16 protein-coding genes and 3 tRNA genes are annotated in these 21,097 nt (G+C 42.1%); 4 read left to right on the top strand and 15 right to left on the bottom strand.

Annotation, left to right across the window (positions count from 1 at the left end; translation table 11 throughout):
- Window positions 1-495 (top strand): LytTR family DNA-binding domain-containing protein (locus ABDW16_RS29310; RefSeq protein ID WP_343674790.1); only part of this gene is annotated, 495 nt, incomplete at its 5' end.
- A gap of 179 nt (window positions 496-674) precedes the next feature.
- Here the strand turns inward: ABDW16_RS29310 and ABDW16_RS29305 are convergent.
- A complete protein-coding gene (locus ABDW16_RS29305; RefSeq protein ID WP_343674789.1) occupies window positions 675-2,552 on the bottom strand; it encodes an Nramp family divalent metal transporter in 1,878 nt (625 codons plus the stop codon).
- A gap of 9 nt (window positions 2,553-2,561) precedes the next feature.
- On the bottom strand, window positions 2,562-3,221 hold the full coding sequence (locus ABDW16_RS29300; protein WP_343674788.1) for a metal-dependent transcriptional regulator: 660 nt from the start codon (window positions 3,219-3,221) through the stop codon (window positions 2,562-2,564).
- A 263-nt stretch (window positions 3,222-3,484) separates the two neighbouring features.
- On the opposite strand from ABDW16_RS29300, the gene ABDW16_RS29295 reads away from it, so the two are divergent.
- Window positions 3,485-4,402: a hypothetical protein gene (locus ABDW16_RS29295; RefSeq protein ID WP_343674787.1), complete on the top strand. Its 918-nt coding sequence runs from the start codon at window positions 3,485-3,487 to the stop codon at window positions 4,400-4,402.
- 116 nt (window positions 4,403-4,518) lie between these two features.
- On the opposite strand, the gene ABDW16_RS29290 is transcribed toward ABDW16_RS29295, so the two are convergent.
- From ABDW16_RS29290 to ABDW16_RS29250, 9 genes are all read right to left on the bottom strand, one after another.
- Complete coding sequence (locus tag ABDW16_RS29290) at window positions 4,519-5,163, bottom strand: hypothetical protein (RefSeq protein WP_343674785.1); 645 nt, start codon at window positions 5,161-5,163, stop codon at window positions 4,519-4,521.
- A 47-nt stretch (window positions 5,164-5,210) separates the two neighbouring features.
- On the bottom strand, window positions 5,211-6,617 hold the full coding sequence (locus tag ABDW16_RS29285) for a hypothetical protein (RefSeq protein WP_343674784.1): 1,407 nt from the start codon (window positions 6,615-6,617) through the stop codon (window positions 5,211-5,213).
- 15 nt (window positions 6,618-6,632) lie between these two features.
- Complete coding sequence (locus ABDW16_RS29280) at window positions 6,633-8,834, bottom strand: peptidase domain-containing ABC transporter (protein WP_343674783.1); 2,202 nt, start codon at window positions 8,832-8,834, stop codon at window positions 6,633-6,635.
- Window positions 8,827-10,134, bottom strand: coding sequence for a radical SAM protein (locus ABDW16_RS29275; protein WP_343674782.1), 1,308 nt, complete (start codon window positions 10,132-10,134; stop codon window positions 8,827-8,829). Before ABDW16_RS29275 ends, ABDW16_RS29280 begins: the two co-directional genes overlap by 8 nt.
- A 61-nt stretch (window positions 10,135-10,195) precedes the next feature.
- Complete coding sequence (locus ABDW16_RS29270; RefSeq protein WP_343674781.1) at window positions 10,196-10,390, bottom strand: hypothetical protein; 195 nt, start codon at window positions 10,388-10,390, stop codon at window positions 10,196-10,198.
- A 270-nt stretch (window positions 10,391-10,660) separates the two neighbouring features.
- Window positions 10,661-10,855 (bottom strand): hypothetical protein, encoded by a 195-nt coding sequence (locus ABDW16_RS29265; RefSeq protein WP_343674780.1) that lies wholly within the window; start codon window positions 10,853-10,855, stop codon window positions 10,661-10,663.
- A gap of 477 nt (window positions 10,856-11,332) precedes the next feature.
- Window positions 11,333-13,717 carry a TonB-dependent receptor gene (locus ABDW16_RS29260; protein ID WP_343674778.1) on the bottom strand — a complete coding sequence of 795 codons (2,385 nt, stop codon included), beginning with the start codon at window positions 13,715-13,717 and terminating at the stop codon, window positions 11,333-11,335.
- A gap of 1,567 nt (window positions 13,718-15,284) precedes the next feature.
- Window positions 15,285-15,923: a leucyl/phenylalanyl-tRNA--protein transferase gene (gene aat, locus ABDW16_RS29255; RefSeq protein WP_343674777.1), complete on the bottom strand. Its 639-nt coding sequence runs from the start codon at window positions 15,921-15,923 to the stop codon at window positions 15,285-15,287.
- Complete coding sequence (locus ABDW16_RS29250) at window positions 15,923-16,231, bottom strand: ATP-dependent Clp protease adaptor ClpS (RefSeq protein ID WP_072361060.1); 309 nt, start codon at window positions 16,229-16,231, stop codon at window positions 15,923-15,925. Before ABDW16_RS29250 ends, aat begins: the two co-directional genes overlap by 1 nt.
- Window positions 16,232-16,504: 273 nt before the next feature.
- On the opposite strand from ABDW16_RS29250, the gene ABDW16_RS29245 reads away from it, so the two are divergent.
- Window positions 16,505-18,658, top strand: a complete 2,154-nt coding sequence (locus ABDW16_RS29245; RefSeq protein ID WP_343674775.1) for a cation:proton antiporter — start codon at window positions 16,505-16,507, stop codon at window positions 18,656-18,658.
- On the opposite strand, the gene ABDW16_RS29240 is transcribed toward ABDW16_RS29245, so the two are convergent.
- On the bottom strand, window positions 18,602-19,117 hold the full coding sequence (locus ABDW16_RS29240) for a hypothetical protein (RefSeq protein ID WP_343674773.1): 516 nt from the start codon (window positions 19,115-19,117) through the stop codon (window positions 18,602-18,604). The two genes, ABDW16_RS29245 and ABDW16_RS29240, sit on opposite strands and share 57 nt — an antisense overlap.
- A gap of 326 nt (window positions 19,118-19,443) precedes the next feature.
- Here ABDW16_RS29240 and ABDW16_RS29235 point away from each other — a divergent pair, with 326 nt between their 5' ends.
- Window positions 19,444-20,370 carry a trypsin-like peptidase domain-containing protein gene (locus ABDW16_RS29235; RefSeq protein WP_343674772.1) on the top strand — a complete coding sequence of 309 codons (927 nt, stop codon included), beginning with the start codon at window positions 19,444-19,446 and terminating at the stop codon, window positions 20,368-20,370.
- A 229-nt stretch (window positions 20,371-20,599) separates the two neighbouring features.
- Here ABDW16_RS29235 and ABDW16_RS29230 read toward each other — a convergent pair.
- From ABDW16_RS29230 to ABDW16_RS29220, 3 genes are all read right to left on the bottom strand, one after another.
- Window positions 20,600-20,674 (bottom strand) — tRNA-Val (locus ABDW16_RS29230).
- 41 nt (window positions 20,675-20,715) lie between these two features.
- Window positions 20,716-20,790: transfer RNA gene (locus tag ABDW16_RS29225), tRNA-Val, on the bottom strand.
- Window positions 20,791-20,824: 34 nt separating this feature from the next.
- Window positions 20,825-20,899, bottom strand: a tRNA-Val gene (locus ABDW16_RS29220).
- Between the last annotated feature and the right edge of the window lie 198 nt (window positions 20,900-21,097).

Genomic DNA, 21,097 nt, shown 5'->3' with positions numbered 1-21,097 from the left:
CATGCCATCAGGGCGTTTGAAGTGAATGCAACAGATTACCTGTTAAAACCCTTCTCTAAGGAACGCTTTGACAAGGCCCTGCAGAAATGGTTGGATAAGCGACAGGAAGCAGTACCTGCTGCAGAAACAGATGCCTTGCTGGAAACAGCGGCGGCAAGCCCATTGCAGAGTAATAGGGTAGTGGTGAAAATCAATGGTAAGATCAGGATTATTCCCGTACAGGATATACATTACCTCGAAGCTGCAGACGATTATGTGAAGATTGTAACACAGGAAGGTGCTTTTCTGAAAAATAAAACGATGGCATTCTTTGAGAAGACTTTAGATATGCAGCAGTTTGCAAGGGTGCATCGGTCTTATATCGTGAATGTAAACCAGGTGACGAGAATAGAGCCTTATGAGAAGGAAAATCACCTGGCGATGCTGAAGAGCGGGGCGAAGGTGCCGGTGAGTAAGACGGGGTATCCAAAATTGAAATCAGCGTTGGGCTTATAGCTAACAGGTATGGACCAATGGTTGTCCTGCCGTTCAAAAGCTGGCCGCACGGACTGGCATAAAATATAAACTGGCCGGATTAGCGCTACCAATCCAATAAAATTATTAATCGGATTGCGAATTATGTATTACGATTGCCTTTTTTCATCGTAGTACGTAGTTCGCAATCCGCTTTTTATTTACTGTACCACCAATACAGGTATCTTCACCTTATGCCGCACCTGGTTAGTCGTCTCTCCATAAATCCAATCCTTAATACCCGTATGCCCATGTCCCCCCAACACTAAAAAATCTGCTTTCTCCGACTTTACAATTCTCACAATCTCTTCCGCCCTATGCCTGTATCCTAAAAACCCTTCCGCATGCAGGTTTTTACTCTTCAGCAAACTCACATACGTTTCCATCTGCTCCTTATCTTTCCTCGTTTCAAAATCATCCGACTCACGTCCTAAATACCTCGCCGAAGCACTCTCCACAATATGTATCAACAGGTATTTCGTATTTGCATTGCCATGTGCAATCGCATTTGAAATAATCGCTTCATCATGTTTACTGAAATCAAGTGCCAAAGCAATCCTGTTATACACCGGTATGGTGATATTCTCCAAAGACACCGCAGTGGCAGGATGTATATTCGCCGTACTCTTTGCAGAATATCTTGTAGCCAGTGGATAAAATACTGTGATGAACAGTAATACCACAAACCCCACACCCAGTATCGTAATCATGATATCCATCCAGATAGAACTATCTCCCTCCATATAATGCATAGCTTCTGTAAACACCATGCGCGTATTCAAATACACTAATACCGCTGTAATCACCCAGCTGAGTATCTTCACCGGAACATTTACTGCAAATTTACCCATTGTCTTTCTATCACTCACAAAATGTATCAAAGGAATCACTGCAAAACCCAGCTGTAAACTCAGCAATACCTGGCTGAACACAAGCAGTTCTCCCACCTTATCAGCACCTGCAATCTGTATCACCAGCAGCGCCGGTATAATTGCCAGCAACCTTGTCAATAACCTTCTCAACCATGGATTGATACGTAGTTTCAGGTACCCTTCCATCACAATTTGTCCGGCCAGTGTACCTGTTACCGTAGAACTCTGACCGGCAGCAATCAGTGCCACGGCAAACAATATCGGTGCCCATTTATTACTTAGCAGTCCTTCCAGCAACCGGTGTGCATCCTGTATCTCCGCAATATCATTTCTTCCTGTTTTAAAGAATACTGCAGCTGCCAGTATCAGTATCGCTGCATTTACAAAGAACGCCAGGTTTAATGCAACTGCACTATCGATAAAATTTAGTTTCAATGCCTGCCTGATGCCTGCTTCATCCTGCCTGATTTTTCGCGTTTGTACCAGTGCAGAATGCAGGTACAGGTTATGCGGCATCACTGTAGCCCCTATGATACCGATTGCAATATAAAGCGCAGTATTATCCGGAATGTGGGGTACAAATCCTGTAACCACCTCACTCATCACCGGCTTTGCCATCATCAGTTCTGTAAGGAACGATACACCTACAATCGCAACCAGTGCAATAATAAACGCCTCCATTTTCCGGATCCCATATCGCTGCAGCACGAGCAATAAAAAGGTATCGAACACCGTAATGCTCACCCCCCATTGCAAGGGTAATCCTGTCAGTAACTGGATCCCGATGGCCATCCCCAGCACTTCTGCCAGGTCGGTGGCGGCAATGGCGATTTCTGCCAGTATATACAAAATGAAATTAACAAGAGGCGGGTAGGTCTCCCTGTTGGCCTGTGCAAGGTCGCGTCCGCGAACAATGCCTAATCTTGCACTGAGTGATTGTAGCAGCAATGCCATGAGGTTACTCATGAGCAGTACCCATAGCAGGGTATATCCGTACTGGCTGCCGCCGGCAAGGTCTGTAGCCCAGTTACCCGGGTCCATGTAGCCTACGCTTACGAGGTAAGCAGGGCCAAAGAAGGCAAGCATTTTTTTCCAGCGGTTCGGGCTGGCTGTGGTAGTGTCTACACTCTGATGTACTTCGCCCAGAGATGTGTGCTGATGGTTCATAAAATTAGCTTAAATCGGCTTTACCATAATACTTTTTGCCACCTGTTCACTGATGGTAAAGGCAGGTTGGTTCTTTATTTTGATCTCAATTGAGTTGTCAAATTCATATCGTTCTATCACGTCCAGTTGTGTCCCTAACCGAACGCCTTTTGTATTCAGAAATTCGAGCAGCGCGGCCGATTTATCAGATACTGCCATGACTTCGAGTCTGTTGGCTTTCGATTTGTGCAGGCTGGTTTGTACACGGGGTTTACCCATTTTACCCTGTGCATCTGGAATCGGGTCTCCATGAGGATCTATCTGCGGGTTGCCCAGGAATTCGCTGAGGCGGTTGGTGAGTTTTTCGCTGCGTACATGTTCCAGTTCTTCGGCCAGTTCATGTACTTCCTCCCAGCTGAAACTGAGTTTTTCCACCAGGAAACATTCCCAGAGGCGGTGTCGGCGTATGATCTGGAGGGCGGCTTTTTTCCCTTCGCTGGTCAGGTTAATACCTTGATATTTCTCGTATGCAATGAGTTTTTTTTCTTTCAGCTTCTTCGCCATGTCGGTCACCGATGCGGGTTTGGTATCTAGCTCATAGGCCAGTGCATTTGTGCTGACTGCTTCCTGTCCTTCTTCTAACTTATAGATTGATTTGATGTAGTTCTCCTCTGCAATCGTCAAATTCATGTTTCTAAAAATAAAATTTAGGTAAATCTAAATATTTTATTGGAGAAATGCAAGTAGTGCGCTCAAATCGCTGTAGGTCATCGGGATATCTTTCGATTATTACCGCCCGGTCCTGATCTTCTCCTGTCGGATATTGCCCCTGTCATCCGGATATCTTCAATTTTTGCCTGAATAGTCGATAAAAAACCCCAATTTTGCCCTTCACTTTTGTTCATATCAATTTTTTCTTTAACTTTTCGGCCATAATAAACAAGCAAATACGCATGAATAAGCTGTTGATAGCGGCATTAGCACTTGGTCTTTTTGCCTCCTGCAAGTCTGGCGGTAAAAAATCAGGCACTGGTGCAATCACTTTTAAAGAATTCCGTCAGTCATTTGCTGACAGCAAATTGCCTTACAAACTGACCCCTGAGCTGCTTGCCAGCAGAACAGGCGATTCCGCTGCTATCGACACCGCCCTTATCAGCCAGTTCCTGGTCGATACGCTGGCGAAGGCTGACTTCCCTTCCGGCAAGGTGAGCTACTATCCACTAGCTTCACTGACTGGCAAACAGGTTAACTACCTCGTCATTAAAGCTGAAGATAAAAACACAACGGTGGCCTACCTGTGTTTCTTCGATAAAAAGGACCATTACCTGAACCGTGTTCAGGCAGCCCTGATAAATGGAAAGGGGAATAAAAAAGAATACTTCTCTATCGACAGTAAGGAGATGGTAAAGATTACCACTGAGACAGAAGTAACGCCTGGTCATACGGGTACTACCGAAAACTTTTACTCTGTAGAACCAAATGGTAATACCTCACTGATCATGACCAACTCTACCGGCGAAGCGGCACCGGGTCAGCTGTTTAACCCGATTGATACACTCCCGAAGAAAAATAAATTCTCCGGCGATTATGGGGCTGGTGAAAATAATCTTGTGTCTATTCGTGATGGGAAGGATGCGAAGTCATTCCTGTTCTTTATTTCTTTTACAAAAGAGAGTGGTTGTAAAGGAGAGATATCAGGCACGGGTCGTTTAACAGCGGCGAATAAAGGGGAGTTTAAAGATAAGGATACGGAATGCGGGATTGCATTTCAGTTTGCTTCAGGCAGACTGACGATAAAGGAGATAGGTGGTTGCGGGGCATATAGAGGAGTGCGTTGTTTGTTTGAAGGAGGGTTTACGAAGAAGAAATAGTTTTTGGAATTAAAATAGATTGGAATAATAAGGGTTGGAATTTATTTCCGACCCTTTTTTGTGGGTATTGATAGGCCCGATAAGTTGGTCTGAAAAACCGAAAAATAAGGTCTTGCCTACAATGGATGATCTTCTCTTTTTCTGTCTCCAAGTGCTTTTAGATATAGAGCATCTATCCGTCTTTGGGTTGGTTCGTCAATCATATACTGGCGGCTGTACCAACTATGGTAACATAGTGGTTCATCCGAAAGACCTTTTACAACTGTGCTTATGCCATCATCCATTGTATCTGCTTTTAATAGCAATGGCGTACCAATAGTTGCCAACCAATAGAAAAGGCCGGCGAAAGGCTCTATGGTATCATGCTCAAAGGCTGTATGCAACCAGGATGGTTTGAAACGTTCCATAGCTGTGTCAAATACGGTTCCATCTATTATATCCCGTGATAAATTATGTTTCAGAGGTTTGATAATAGCACAGTTAAAAACTGCGAAAAAGGGGTTAATATGTATATAGGAATGGAAACGGTGCTCAATAATACCTCCATCAGGCATCCCTGCATACAGGATATTATTCTCCTTTAAATACAAGCATAGTTTCTCCACACCGTACCAATCAACAATAAATGCATCTTCATCTACTACTACCAGTATGTCTTCCGTACGATCTATGGCATCATGTAGGAATGTTACGGCACTTTTCCAGGTAGAATAACCGGTATGCCCCACTTTATGCACATCAGCAGGAATAAATTGTAACATGCGCTCACAAAGTAGCATATTTTGTGCTCTGGTCCTTATTGTTATTTTCATTCTATATTAGTCGAAGTGGTAAATGTTGTGAATGCAGACGTGCAAATGGCAGATGGTAGTTCAGCCACAGGTTTTATACTGGCGCCGTTCATATGCAGAGTATAGCGCTCATAAGCTTTTCGGGTCATCTCCATCCTGTCTCCCGCAGAAATAAACCAACCTGTCACCGCTCCTTCTCCGTTATTCCAGGCAGTCACATCAGAATATCCAAATTCCCGCTGAATGGAGATAAAGGGGAACAGCGCCTGCTTATATTCTGTTAATGCCGAAAAAGCACCATCAGCGGTAACAGTATCATCATAAGCATAGTCCAGCACTTTCCGGAATATGGGCTTATATAACACAAGGAACTGGGTAGAGTAAAATGCATTTATCCAGAACCTGTCCTTATTCACTGGAATAGCCATATCAAATCCACCTATTCCTCCCGCCAGGATTTCTGTACGCTGATAATACGCTTCGATGATATTTTTCAGTAAGTGTTCCTTGTTATAATGTTGTGTAAACGTGTGATCATCTTCACACAACACGATCAGATCATCCTCATTTGCTATTGCCATCTCAATCACTTTACAGATACTCATCCATAATCCTACTGCCCCTTTCTCGTGCCTGCAGGCATCTATTATTTTTACATCAAATTCATTTCTGCCTTCAAATTCATGGAGGATATGCGTCCTTCTATCGATCCTTTCCGGCAGGCTGATAACATATACAGGTATGACTAAATGTTGGTAAGCAGCAGCGTTATTTCTTACGTCCGGATTATATTTCCTGTAATACTCTCCGATGTACTTTATCACATTGGCCTTATGTTGGCTTTCACGAAAAAGGGTATCTACCCTTCCAGCATTTTTATTGTTCTTTGGTGTTGCATCGGAGTAACCAAATTCCTTTTGAATGGAAATAAATGGAGAGATAAAAAATTTACTATCCGTAAGTGAACCAAGCTTTAAATCGGCCACATCGTCTAAAGTAAAACTTGCTGATAATATTGTGGCAAAAAAAGACTTAAATAAAACAGTGAACTGTAACCCAGAGAATTTCTCTACCCAATACAGGTTATCTGACACTTTATGTGCATTATTGAACCAACTTACACCTCCTGCTAAAATGTCGGCCTGCATTATTTGTGCCTCTGAGATAGCTCCCATTAGTAATGTTGGTGAGTAATTTTCCTGGAATACATGATCATCTTCACAAAGAAGAATATATTCGGCCTGAAGATGATCTTTCACGATCTGCTGGATCGTCATCCATAAACTGACACATCCGTCATAGTGGTCAACTGGCGTTACGATCTGCATATCGAACTCAATCCTGCTTCTGAATTGTTCGATTAAATGCGCTTTTCGATCTAATCGTTTTTCAAGGTTGATAACAAATGTAGGGATAGTCCTCATAGTATAAAATCTTTATCAGTTACCTAATTCAAGCTGATTTCTGACCAGTTCGAAATAATTTCCTCTTGCATTGACCAGCGATTGATGATTGCCTGCCTCTGCAATTACTCCATTATTCAAAACAATGATCTGATCTGCATTTTTTACCGTACTCAGTCTATGTGCAATAATTACTACTGTTCGGCCTTTGAAAAACTCCTGAAGATTCTCCATGATCTGCTTTTCATTGTTAGCATCCAGGCTGCTGGTAGCTTCATCAAAGAGCAGTAGTTCAGGTTCCTTATATATAGCCCTTGCTATCAACAACCGCTGACGTTGACCGCCACTCAACGGTATACCAACTGAACCAACACGGGTATTGTAACCCATTGGCAGTTCAGTAATAAAATCGTGTATGCAGGCTATCCTGGCTGCATGCATGATGCGCTCCCGATCAATGTCCTTTTCTGCAATAGCTATATTCTCGGCAATTGTACCAGCAAAAATGTGCCCGTCCTGCAATACTGTGCCACAAAGTTTTCTCCATTCATCACTGTCATATGTGCTTAACGGCTGTTGCCCTATTTTTAGCTCTCCTTTTGTAGGCTGATAATAAGATAACAGCAGTTTTAACACTGTTGATTTTCCACTTCCACTGGAACCAACGATGGCAGTTACTTTATTTCTGGGTATTTCGAAGGAGATATTCCTTAACACAAGATGATTAAAACTTCCAGGATATTTAAAGCTCACATTATTCAACAAAATTTTATCAGGAATAGCAGAAATGGGTAGACGGGATTCATCATTTTCGTTCTTTTCCAGGTAAACTTCATTAATTCGCTTCTGCGCAATATTTGCGTCTTGTGCCTCTCTTAAATGCGAAGTCAATATATTAATAGGATAACCTAGCTGGCCTAATATGTAGGAAATACTAAGTAGGGCGCCAATAGTCATCTGGCCTCTGATAATCAGGTAAGCACAAACCCCGATTGCCAGTAGTTCCTTGAATTTGGTAATAAAATTCATACCCATGCCCTGGTACATATTCAGGAATAGACTCCTTAGCTCCAGCTCATGCAGTTTTTCCTGTATACTGGTTAATTTGGCTATCATACTATACTGTGCATTATTGATTTTTATTTCTGGCATATGCATGATAAACTCGAACTGACTATTATTATTTTCTGACTGCCGCAAAAACAAAGAGTATTCCATCACTTTACGCAGGCGCAGGAAAAGGCTGACCCATAAAATAGAGAGGATGCTTAAAAGAAAAAAGATGCTAAATATGTATTTGTTTATATTGAAAAGTATTATGCTGAAGACGACAATATTCAATATATTCAAAAAGCTGTTTAGGGCCTTCCAGGTAATGAATTGTTGTATTTTACCCTGGTCAGCCATTCGTTGTAAAGTTTCAGCATTAATCCTTGTATCAAAATAGCTGGTGGGTAGTTTCATCAGCTTCAAAAGATAATGTTCCTTCATTTGAATACTTAATTTGAAGTTGAGCTTAGTGAAGAGTAAGTCTGTAATCAGCCCTGAGACGAAATTACTAAGAAACAAACCCAGCTGGGCCAGCAATAATATCCATACCAGGTGGAGGGATCTGTTGCCAATACCATTATCTATCATTTTCCGGAATACTACAGGGATACACCAGTTAGCTACGAGACCAGCCAATAACAGTAGGAAAGAAATTAAGTATCTCCATTTATGTTTTACCACAAACCTTGTGATTCCCTGAATAAATTCCTCCTTCAGTAGTCTTACCTTTTTTCCTGGTAAAAAGTCTGGCACCACATCTCCATCAGGCTCCATGAGAATAGCGACCCCTTTTGGATGAGCTCCTTTCCATTCTTTCGTCAGGGTTTCTGCATCCATCTTACTCTTCCCATAACTGGGATCTGCTATGTAATAATAAGTATTGCCATTGCGTTCCTGCACATTATACAATACTACAAAGTGGCGTTGTTTCCAATATAAGATCGCAGGTAATGGCAGGGTATCCAACTGGTCAGGCGTGAGCTGTACACCATTCACCCGGAAGCCCATCTTGCGTGCTCCGGAAATGATATCGTGCACAGATACTCCCATACGGGTAAGCGCACAATGTTCCTTTATATCCCTGATAGAGTAAGGTCGCTGGTGATATGAAGCCACCATTGCAAGGCAGGCAGGCCCACAATCTGAACTTTCCAGCTGATACTGAAATTTAAGCCGTCTTTTAAACACCGACAATTTCTTTGATTTTATTTTTTACAATGCGCATCTTCTCATTTTCATTACCACTATAAACACAGTAGTCATCAACCGATTCCATAAATTCTATGGCAAGTTGTGAACATCCACCATTGCATAGGGGCATAATGCGGCATGAAAGACAAGGTTTGTTTTTGAACTTTGCATTCATTCTTCTTTGCAGGGAATTATTTTCCCATACGATGTCTCCCTCATTATCCAGATATCCTTCCCTTTTTACCTGGGTGAAGTCTCTGGCGGTACATTTAAAGACATCTCCATTAAAATTGATCACTGCGCTATTCCGTTTATCTGCATAACATGACTCATATACGTGATTAGGAGACTCATGGGTCAAAGCTGTAACCCCTGTTTCTTCTACTTTCCTCACATTCTCCTCAAGTAAAAGATAGGTGTTGTCATGTTTGCCATCCTGCCATACCCGGTGATAATTGAATCGCAGATATTTTTGAATAATAGACGGGGCTATATCGCTGAATTCATTAACGATTAAATGAGAACCATCTACATTCTTCTCCGTGTAGTTAATACGTATCTGCACGGGGAAGGCATTTCTGATCAGCAGCTTGATATTCTCTATGATCTTAAAATAGGACCCTTTGTTTGCACTCACATATCTTACCTCATCGTGCTTTTCTCTATAGCCATCAAGAGTGATCTGGAAACCCGGAACAACATCTTTTCCTTTAAAATAATCAACGAATGCCTGATCTATCAGGTACCCATTAGTGGTAAAATGAATAACGGGTTTGAGGCCATGCTGTCTGCATTGGCTGATATATTGATCAAGTACAGGAATGACATCCTTTTCAAAATATAACAAAGGCTCACCTCCAAACAAACTCAGATTGAAATTCTTTAACCCTTTTATGTTAGCTGTCCTGAAGATAAATGTATTGATCCTTGCTATGATATCATTGTTAAGCCTGGACCCTTTTACATGCGTCTCATAGCAATACCAGCATTTAAAATTACAGTTCATGCTTGGATTGATAGTAAGAAGAAAGGAATCAATATTTTCATCAACCATTCTCACCCTGTCTTTGACCTTATGGATTTCGTTAACATGATCCTCTACCAAAAATTCCTGGTCAGACAGATACTGATGAAAGGTAGGATGGACCTTTGCCAGTTCATCCATACCTTCATGAATGGCTGCATCAAGTACTTCTTTTAGCGTAGGGTCAATAAAAATTACTCTTTGGGTAAATGAATTATAGACTGCGAATTTTTCCGAATACGGGATTACCGCGTTGAATTGACTGAATTTCATATAACGTTGCATTTAAAAAGCGATATCAGCCATAGTGGCTAATATCGCTTTCTGAGTTAAATTAAGATTTGCTACTGCCGCCACTGCAGGTAGGGCAATTAGTGTTAGACAAAATGGGGCAAACAATATTTGTACCATCGTCGCCACCTATTAATTCGCGACCTTCAAATGCAGGAGAAAACCCGCTTACCAATTTGCCTTCAGCATTTTCTGAAAGTGCTTCAAAAGCATCAAAGCTTAATTTTTCGTTCTTCATGTTTTTTTGCGGTTGTTACTTATTCCCTACTTTGTTTATCTTAGGCTTTTTCGGGAGTGGCCTTTTATGCATAAAAACATTCCTGTTCCGGTGTGCAGGGCACATCAGTCAGCTCTTACCAGGATTTAGATATTAGTGTAAAGACTTAGTTGCTTTTAAAACAACTACTATTTCATCCCCGGTTTTTTTATGCAAATAGTTATTAATTCTTTTCGGGATGCTACATTATTGTGAATAAAGCATCCCTGTTTTAGGCTGCGGCTCACGTCATTATGACTTGCTGCTGCCGCCGCTGCAGATAGGACAGTTAGTGTTAGATAAAACAGGACAAAGGACATTTGTACCGTCATCGCCGCCAACTAATTCGCGACCTTCAAATGCAGGGGAAAACCCACTTACCAGTTTACCTTCAGCATTTTCTGACAGCGTTTCAAAAGCATCAAAGCTTAATTTTTCCTTTTTCATAATTTTTTGTGGTTGTTATTTATTCCCTACTTTGTTTATCTTAGGCTTTTCGGGAGTGGCCTTTTTATGCATAAAGCATTCCTGTTCTGATGTACAAGGCACATCAGTCAGCTCTTACCGAGATTTAAACATTAATAGAATGATTCCCCTTGCTTTAAGCAATGGGGAATTCCTGTTCTTTCGCAGAATGTTACCCCTTTATTTTATCGGCTTTTTATGCACGAAATTCCCCCTATTTGATGTGTGGACTTACATCAATTATCACTTCTGAGATTTTAAAGTCGGTAAATTGGTAACGCTTCATTAAAAGGATCTTTAGTCTAACCTATCAGATCTTCTGCGTGATTGTCATTCCTTTCCGTCATTGTTCATACGTATAAAGCATTCCCATTTTGATGTGTGGTTCACATCAATTAACTCTCATTGAAATTTTACTGTTAATAGATAGGCATAGCTGCCGTCAAAAGAACATAAATTTTATCCCCCTATTCTTTTGCGTAAATCCTCGTTGGCCGTATTCCGGTCTCTGTTTTTATGTAGGTATTTATTTCCAAATGAATACCTCACTTTTAATTGTACACTGCGATTATAAACATTTGTATTAACGTAATTCCTGGTCAACAATTCATCCCTGTACAAATCATATTTTTGAATCGAACCTCCATTAAAGATATCGTAAACTGCCAGGTAAAAGGAGAACTGCTTTACGACCTTTTTCACCGACAAGTCAAGTGATGTGCGATTATTCAGTCTATCCCCGCTTATACTCTTAAAGGGAGAACTATATCCAAAAGTCAAATAACCTGTCCACATCTTTTTCTTTGATATATATAGGTAATTGTCTACAAGAAAATCAAAATTGTAATTAGTCAATTCCAGGTGTACATCACTGGAAGTACCTTTATACCGGCTATAAGTCAGCGAAGGTGTTAAATATAGTTCCCACATGTCCTTTATAATATAATCATGGTAATTGATCACGACATTCAATTTGTCAACATCACCATAGTTTATATAAGTACGTTTCAGTTTTGAAACTCCATCTTCTGAAATCTCCTGTGTAAAACTCGAATAATCATTTTTTATAGTAGAATAAGTAACATTCAACACATATTTGCTCTTGAGCACATAGGAGAATTCTATATTGCCAGATAAGGCCGGCTGTAGAAAAGGGTTATTTTGACTAAAATAATTTGCAGAGCTGTAAGTTCGCCCTGGGAATAATAGTTCGGCATTCGGCCTGTTTATCTTCCTTGAATAACCGATACTAAATTGATTATCATCATTTGGGTTATATCCAATTACTGCATTAGGAAACAGATTAATATAATTGCTATCTGCTTTCTCTCCGGTTATACGTGCATTCGTTGTATAATTGGTACCTTCCAGCCTTAAACCAGCTTTAGTTTGTATCTTTCCAAAACTCTTACCCAGGCTAAAAAAACCAGCAATGTACTTTTCGTTATATTTATAATATTCTGTCTGAGAAGCATCATTCACATAAATGTTATCTGCCAGGGTGTAATAATGCATTTTGTTATCCAGGGACGTTGCACTGTATTGAGCTCCCGTAAGGAACTTTATTTCTCCTGGCAGCGTTATTGCCAAATCCAGGCGTTCCGAGAGATTAAAAAAGTGTTGAGGAAGATCACTTTTATAGTATCCAACATTGCTGATTGGTTTTCCTGAGGAAGTATCTATATCGTCAATACCCCAATTGTTATGTCGTCTTTGGGTGAATTGATTATAATCGATATTTGCATCCAGATAGCTACTACCACTCTCATTAAATGTATGATGATAATTCAGGTTCCCAAAGTTATAAACATACTGATCATTACCTCGTGTTGCCAATTTTTGAATGGAGTCCGGCGTACTTATGCCAGTCGTGCTATAATTGGTATAGGACGTAGAATTGCTTTTCCCGGTTACGCCTGAGATCCATCCCTGATAGCTAAAGGAATTATGAGCATTTAGGTCATAATCTAATGTCACTCCGGTCCCATATACATTATATCTTCTGTATGTTCTGTTCTGTATATCATTCTGTTGTCCACTTGCATATACCAGTTGTGTAGAACTCGTGTTATAATTATAATTGGAAGAAAAAGAGGGCATCAATTGTAAACCGATTTTTCCTTTTCTATAATTTATAAAACCATTCAGATCAGATTTATTATATGGTCCTTGCTGGATTTCTGCTACTACTGATCCTTGCCATCCCTCGTCCAACATCTTTTTAATATTGATATTGATTACACCACCAGTGGTTGCGGCGTTGTATTCTCCACCGGGATTGGTAATGATCTCTATGTTTTTGATATTTTCCGCGGGTAAAGCCTGCAGGTATTGGATCAGCATTTGCGCAGGTACCTGTGTTTTTTTGTTATTAATATATATGACTGTATTTGACTTACCGATGATAGAAAGGGAGCTGGATCGCTGATCAAACATCAACATAGGTACGTGTTGCATGATGTCAATACCCGATGCTCCTGCGACCATGCTTTTGTTTGGTGAATAGATAAAACGGTCGGCTTTTCTCTCAAAGGGTTTTCTTCCATCTATCACGATTTCTTTTAGTTCACGTGAAGAATTGTCTAATGAGATGTTGATGATCGTATCGGCCTTAATGGTAAGCGGGGCGCGATAGTTTCCACCTCCGAGATGGGATATCTCCATTGTGTATGTAATAGCTGGTAAGACCCTGAATTGATAATACCCACTACTATCTGTCATTGCATTGGCGACTATGCCCGAGTCTCCTTTGACAACAATGGTAGCAAATTCAAGTGGATGATGTGCGTTATCACTTACTATACCTTTTACGGAGACCTGTGCGAAAACAGGGCGAGTAATCAAAATAAAACATAATAACAACAATGAATTCCATTTAGTAAAGGGTGTCCCATTTACGCAGCTAACGAGCTTACTTCCAGCCATTTTTCCTTAATTAGATTCTATGTTCGATATATCTATTGACAATGAGTTAACACATTCATCACAACGTCACTGTTCAGTAATTGGCAATAGGGATTACAAAAAATTTCTTAACGGTAATTATTACATTGAAAGACTTAGCCCATATCTGTATCTAAAACAAGATACAATCAAGTCGGAGATCTTAATTCAAACAGGTCTCATCGGCATGCCAATAAATAATTTCCCCCAAAGAACTAATATTTTTTCCTTTTAATGTTGGATTAAACGTAATCATAATAGCAGGGTATGTTGCATATTATGATAAAAACATTCTACATGATTAATCTAGCTCCTTATAACGTATTTCTCGTTCTTTGCAGCAGGTTAATTGCGATAACAATGTAAGTCAAATGTACTAAAAATCATTTAGCACCCAAATATTTTTGTCCCTTTTTTAGTTATAAAATTTCGATGTCGTTTAGACAAAAAAGTTAGACAAAAAAGTTAGACAATTGATATGACTTGCAAAGCCACAAAACAAACACTATCGAAGAATGCATAGCAACTTGTTAATGCAATTGATGACCATAGTATAACTGTCGACCTCATTACAGATAATTGTAACTCTGGAAATGATGAACTTTTATTTAATGTAGGTGCATTTCCAGGAAATTAACGTAACCAGAATACCAATTTACCTGCTTATGCATATTGTTGCAAATGGACAAAAGATTTCGATATGGAAGATAGTTGTTATTGTTTATTTAGATTCAAATAAGAATTGTTTTTCTCATACTGAGTTTTTAAATTCTTCATCTACCTTAAATAATAAAAAAGTATATGGGGAAGTTCCTGCCGAAACAGCCTTTCATATCTTATCCTGAATTTATTAAAACAACAGCCATTTAATACTTAGAAGAACCCCAAAACCAGGAACTATCCCGAAGAGCTGCTGTAACCCAAATTAAAAGCCAGTGGAATTGCAGGATTAAGTATTGTTCTATCATGAGATAATTCTGTAGCCATCGCTCCTGCAAAAGAGCAACTGAGCAAAATAAAACCAATGCGCATGGTTTTGGGAATTACCAACAAGATAGTGAATGACATTTCCATCAAGCCGGGTAATGCCGACGAATTGGGCAAATTGAATTTAAACCGGACCCTCTACCGACCAGGGCAAATGAATTGCGTTCATAAGTCTACTTGTGATTACCATTATCTTTTAAAATTGATGATGGCACAATCGCCTTTTCTTTTTGAAACAGTATTCACCCCGGTAGTGAATTTCCTCTTTCATAAATGTTCTATTTTTATTTGCCAAATATTAGACTATAAAAAAGGTTGTCGTGGGTTATCCCGTTAGTATTGAATATGAGTTATTACCTTACAACCATACACTCGAAGAAATTGCTGGGGCTATGGCCTGGTAGGGAATGCAGCACACGGAGAAGATAAAAAAGGATATGGCAGCATCGGGGACTGCAAAATCTTAAATGAAATCCTGTAATCAGGATTGTATCATCTCCAAAAACTCCTCCCTCGCAATAAACTTCGCCCCCAGCGAAGCCAGATGCTCCGTATACACCTGGCAATCAATGAGCTTCAACCCCATTCCTTTCGCTTTTTGCACAAACGTAATAAACGCCGCCTTCGACGCATTACTCACTTTTGCAAACATCGACTCTCCAAAAAAACAATCTCCCAGCATCACCCCATAAAAACCACCCACCAGCTCATCATTCTGCCAGCACTCTACCGAATGTGCATATCCTGATTGATGCAAAGCAGTATACGCTGCTTCTACTTCAGATGAAATCCATGTACCATCCTGCCCTTTACGTGGCGACGCTTTGCACCCAGCTATCACCCCTGCAAAATCTTTATCAAAGGTGATCTCAAACACACCTTTCTTCAGCACCTGTTTCATACTGGCGCTGATTTTCAACTCTTCAGGAAATAATACAAAACGGGGATCCGGACTCCACCATAAGATAGGCGGTTCATTATACCAGGGGAAAATCCCTTCCTGGTAAGCCAGTAGCAATCGCTCAGTAGAAAGATCACCTCCATAAGCCAGGAGGCCGTCTTCATCTGCTAAATTAACAGGGGGGAATATTAGCTCATCTGTAAGATAAAATACAGGCATTAGCTTTCAACAGCTTCTTCTAAAGTTGCACTGATTCCTCTGTCCAGCAAGGCTTCGCACATCGGGCGCAGGTCGGTAAATTCTCCCTGCTTCACAGCATATTTGCCATTGTGATGAATGATCAATGCACATTGCTCAGCCTGTTCCTGCGAATGGCCGCATACTTCCATCAGGGACTGAATGACCCAGTCAAATGTATTTACTTCATCGTTCCACACGATGAGGCTGTATGGAAATTGTTCATCCTCTGCTACCAACACATCTTCCCACTCTTTGGTGTGTGTGCCTGTTTGCTGACGCTGGCTCATATCCGGAAATATAAAATTTACACAAAAATACAGCTTAGAATCGTGATTTTAAATTAAACTCACGCCATTTTATTATAGCCCTGGTTGTGGTGACAATCCCGCTGATTATCATTATTATTTCTCTGATCCGAACCATGCAGGCGCACCCTGTACAAGTTGCAATCCCGCTGATTATCACTATTATTTCTCTGATCCGAACCATACAGCCGCACCCTGTACAAGTGACAATCTCACTGATTATCATTATTATTGTGAACATCGAAAACAGGAACTATGATAGGAATGAATGGCACTAAATTGTTGATTGATATTAGTTTACCTCTCAAAGATCCGGTACCTATTTTTGCCCTGGTACTGTTCATTATCCTTTTGGCGCCGATTATCCTGCGTAAATTCAGGATTCCCAGCATCATCGGATTGATCATTGCGGGTATGCTCATTGGTGATCACGGGTTTAAAATTATTGAGAAGGGTAGTATAGACCTGTTCGGCAAGGCCGGACTACTATACATTATGTTCCTGGCTGGCCTGGAACTGGATATGACGGAGTTCCGTAAGAACCAGCACCGGAGCCTGGTATTTGGGGCATTTACGTTTTTTATTCCCCTGCTGCTGGGGTTTGTGGTCTGTCACTATGTACTGCATTTCAACTTTATGGCTACACTGCTGGTTTCCAGTATGTTCGCCACGCACACGCTGGTGGCGTACCCGCTGGCAAGCAGATTAGGAATTACCAGGAACGAAGCGGTGACGGTGGCAGTCGGAGGTACCATCATTACGGATACCGCCGTACTCGTGATCCTGGCCGTCATTACCGGTGCCACAGCGGGCAACCTGAACGAGCAGTTCTGGATCAGCCTGGGGGCCAGCCTGGTGGTGTTTGCCGCCATTGTATTGTGGATCTTCCCCATGATAGGCCGTTGGTTCTTTAAGAAAATCAAGGACGACAAAACTTCGCATTTCATCTTTGTGCTGGGAATGGTATTTCTCGCCGCATTCCTGGCTGAACTGGCCGGGGTGGAGGGTATTATTGGCGCATTCCTGGCGGGACTGGCATTGAACCAGCTCATTCCACATACGTCACCCCTGATGAACAGGATCGAGTTTACAGGCAATGCATTGTTCATTCCTTTTTTCCTGATCAGCGTGGGAATGCTGGTAGACCTGCGGGTACTGCTCAGAGGCCCTGAAGCCTTGCTGATAGCAGGTGTGCTCACGGCTATGGCGCTGATCAGCAAGTACCTGGCAGCAACCTTTACACAGATCGTGTTTAAGTACACCGTACCTCAGCGCAACGTAATTTTTGGATTGAGCAGTGCGCATGCAGCGGCTACGATTGCTGTGATCCTCATTGGTTTCAACATGGGGATTATCAACGAAAATGTACTGAATGGAACCGTGATCCTCATCCTGATTACCTGCCTGGTGGGTAGCTTCGTTACAGAAAGTGCAGGTCGTAAACTGGCCATCATTGAATCGGATAAACAACCGGAGACGGAAGAAGTAATAGAACGCATGCTCATCCCCATCGCTAATCCGGGTAAGATGGAAGCAATGCTGGACTTTGCCGTCATGATCAAGGATCCGAATGCAAAAACGCCGGTATACCCGCTGGCAGTGGTGCAGGACGACGAAGAGGCGAAAGCCCGCATGACACAGACAAACAGGATGATGGAAGCCGTCATCGCCCATGCTGCTGCTACTGAAAGCAAGGTACAGGTAGTGACCCGTATCGACCTGAACGTATCTGATGGTATAGCCCGCGCATCAAAAGAGCTGGGTATTACGGATGTGATCATTGGCTGGACGGACAAGACCAGTACTACAGACAGGCTCTTTGGCTCTATCTTTGGTACGACCCTGGACAATGTGATGCAGAGTGTGTGGGAGAACCTGTATGTCTGTGATTTTTCTTTTCCGCTGAATACTACACGCCGTATTCTCCTTGTGCTGCCACGCAATGCGGAGTATGAAATCGGGTTTGCACATTATATGCAAAAACTGTTTTTGCTCAGTAAGCAGGTAGGGGGTAAGCTGATGGTATATTGCGAAGGCGCAACGCAGCGATTCCTGCAGGACCTGGTCCAGAAACTGAAGCAGACAGTAGATATTGGTTTCAAACTCTGGCATGACCTGGTAGACCTGCCGGCGCTGGCATACGAAACTACGAGGAATGATCTGCTGATTATCGTATCTGCCCGCAAGGGTACACTGTCTTACAGACCTTCGCTGGAAGGCCTGCCTTCCCGTATCAGCAAGCATTTTACGCATAACAATGTGATCCTGATCTATCCTGAACAGACAGAAATTGAATATATAGAAGCGGGTATCCAACCAGAGGATCTCACGCTGCGGCCTATTCAGGAGCAGTTAGCCAATCTCTCGAAACTGGGTAAGTTCATGAAGAAGTTTTTCAGGAATAAATGAGTTTTTAGGAATAAGTGAATCTTTTGGAAGCAGTGAATTTTTTATCCCGTCTCTTTGTTGAGGCGGGATATTTTTTGGGGCAGGTGGCAGTGCTGCTTCCAGCACGATGGGGGTATTAAATGCGTGTTTTACCGCCATATTAAATGCGTTTTGCCCCGGACCGGCCTGGGCTGCGAATGCTGCTTTGACTTCCGGGTCTTTGATCATTTCTTTTGCCAGTGCTACGGCGATTTTCATTCTCAGGCGTGCTAATAATTGTTTGGAAGTAGGAGGTTCGGTAGACGGACCTCTTTTTTTTGCCATGATGATTTGTCCGTTCCGGACATAGATGGTGATAATGTCTCCCAGGCTGCCGTTGACGAGCTGGAGGAGGATGTTGTCTTTTACTATTGCCATACGCTTGTTTTCAGGCAATATTAGAGGATGGGGGAAGGAGGGGCAAATAAATTCGTTGAGCAAGCGATAAAGGCTTTTGGCGAAGCGATAATGAGGGGTTGAGTGAAATATAGCAAACCTTCACCATCACTTCGCTACTTAAAGATTACCAAAAGGGCACTTCATTATCCCGGGGATATTGAGGTGACCTTTTGGTGATCTTTTGATGCCCTTTTAGCAGTAAAGCTATGGTCTGGTTATACTAGGCATCAGACGGGTGTAAAAGCCCTCAATCCCTGGTTAAAAAGCCAAAATGGGAAATATAGTAGTCTAATTGGCAGCCCTTTATCCTTTGTGGCTGTCACCTTGTCCCCAATTTCTTCGGGTAAGGTATTTGATGTCCTGTTGGCATGGACACATATTCTCAGGTAATTATTGACGCCGTGGAAAAAGTAAGTCCGGCGGTGGTAAAAATAGAAAGGCTGGAACGCAGCTCACGCGGTGATGTCGCGGGGGGATCTGGTTCCGGGTTTATCTTTTCTTCAGATGGGTACCTGTTTACGAACAGTCATGTCGTAAAGGGTGCCAGTCATCTAAGGGTGATGTTGCAGGACGGGAGGACTTACCCCGCGTATCTTGCAGGGCAGGATGCTGCAACAGATTTAGCTGTATTGAAGATAGAGGCCGGTGAGTTGACGACGGTGCCTTTTGGAGATTCAGATGAATTGAAGGTCGGACAATTGGCTATTGCCATCGGGAATCCGTTAGGTTTTCAGCATACGGTGACGGCAGGGGTGATTAGTGCGTTAGGCAGGTCATTGAGAGGGGCTGATGGGATGATGATGGATGCGCTGATACAAACAGATGCTGCGTTGAATCCGGGTAATTCGGGAGGGCCGTTGATAAATGGCGATGGGGCTGTGATTGGGGTTAATACAGCGATTATTAATGGCGCGCAGGGATTGTGCTTTGCTATTAGTATAAATACGGCTAAATCGATCGCAAATCAGTTAATTCGGTTTGGGAAGGTGAAGCGGGCGTATATAGGTGTGGCGATGCAGCAGGTAGACCTGGTGCCGAGGTTGAGGGCGATACATGAAGTGAAGAACAGGCAGGGGTTGTTTGTGACGCAGGTGGAGAGAAATAGTCCGGCGGCGAAGGCGGGTGTGTTGAGTGGGGATATTATTGTGGGGTTTGCAGATAGGATGGTGGAGACGGCGGATCAGTTTTTTAAGATGATGACGGAGGAGAAGATTGGGCAGTGGCAGTTTTTGAAGGTGATTAGGGGGAGTGAGATGAAGGAGGTGAGGGTGACGCCGGTGGAGAAAGGAGATTGATTGGCCTGCGGCAGCAAGGAAGAGGGCTCTTTTTTTGGGCTAGCGCCCGTGAGAGAGAACTTTTGTGCAATGACAGAAGAAGATTCTTTTTGGGCTGGCGCCCGTGAGAGAGAACCTTTATGCAATGACAAAAGAAGATTCTTTTTTGGCTGGCGCCTTGTAGGCGAAATTTTGTGCCTTCAATTTTTCTTAAAAACAAAAAAGCCCTGGTGAAAACCAGGGCTTTTTGTGGGAGTTGACGGATTCGAACCATCGACCCTCTGCTTGTAAGGCAGATGCTCTGAACCAGCTGAGCTAAACTCCCATTACTAAAATTACCATTAAACAAGAACTTTTTAAACGATGTGGGAGTTGACGGATTCGAACCATCGACCCTCTGCTTGTAAGGCAGATGCTCTGAACCAGCTGAGCTAAACTCCCAATTAATGGTAATGTGAAAGAACTTTTGAAGAGGTGGGAGTTGACGGATTCGAACCATCGACCCTCTGCTTGTAAGGCAGATGCTCTGAACCAGCTGAGCTAAACTCCCTTTTTCGTTTGTTGCCCTCTCGTCTGAGAGGATTGCAAAGGTAGATAATTGTTTTATTTCGCCAAATTTTTTTTAAAAAACTTTTAAAATAATTTCTCTCATCCCCCTGAAACCCGCTCCCTACCTGAGCTCCCAGTCAACGATGTTATTTGACCACTCTTGTCTTACCGGCGTTGTCACCTTGATATAATTATCAGT

Source organism: Chitinophaga sp. (assembly GCF_039596135.1).
Taxonomy (GTDB): domain Bacteria; phylum Bacteroidota; class Bacteroidia; order Chitinophagales; family Chitinophagaceae; genus Chitinophaga.
This window is presented reverse-complemented; position numbering and strand designations above follow the sequence as displayed.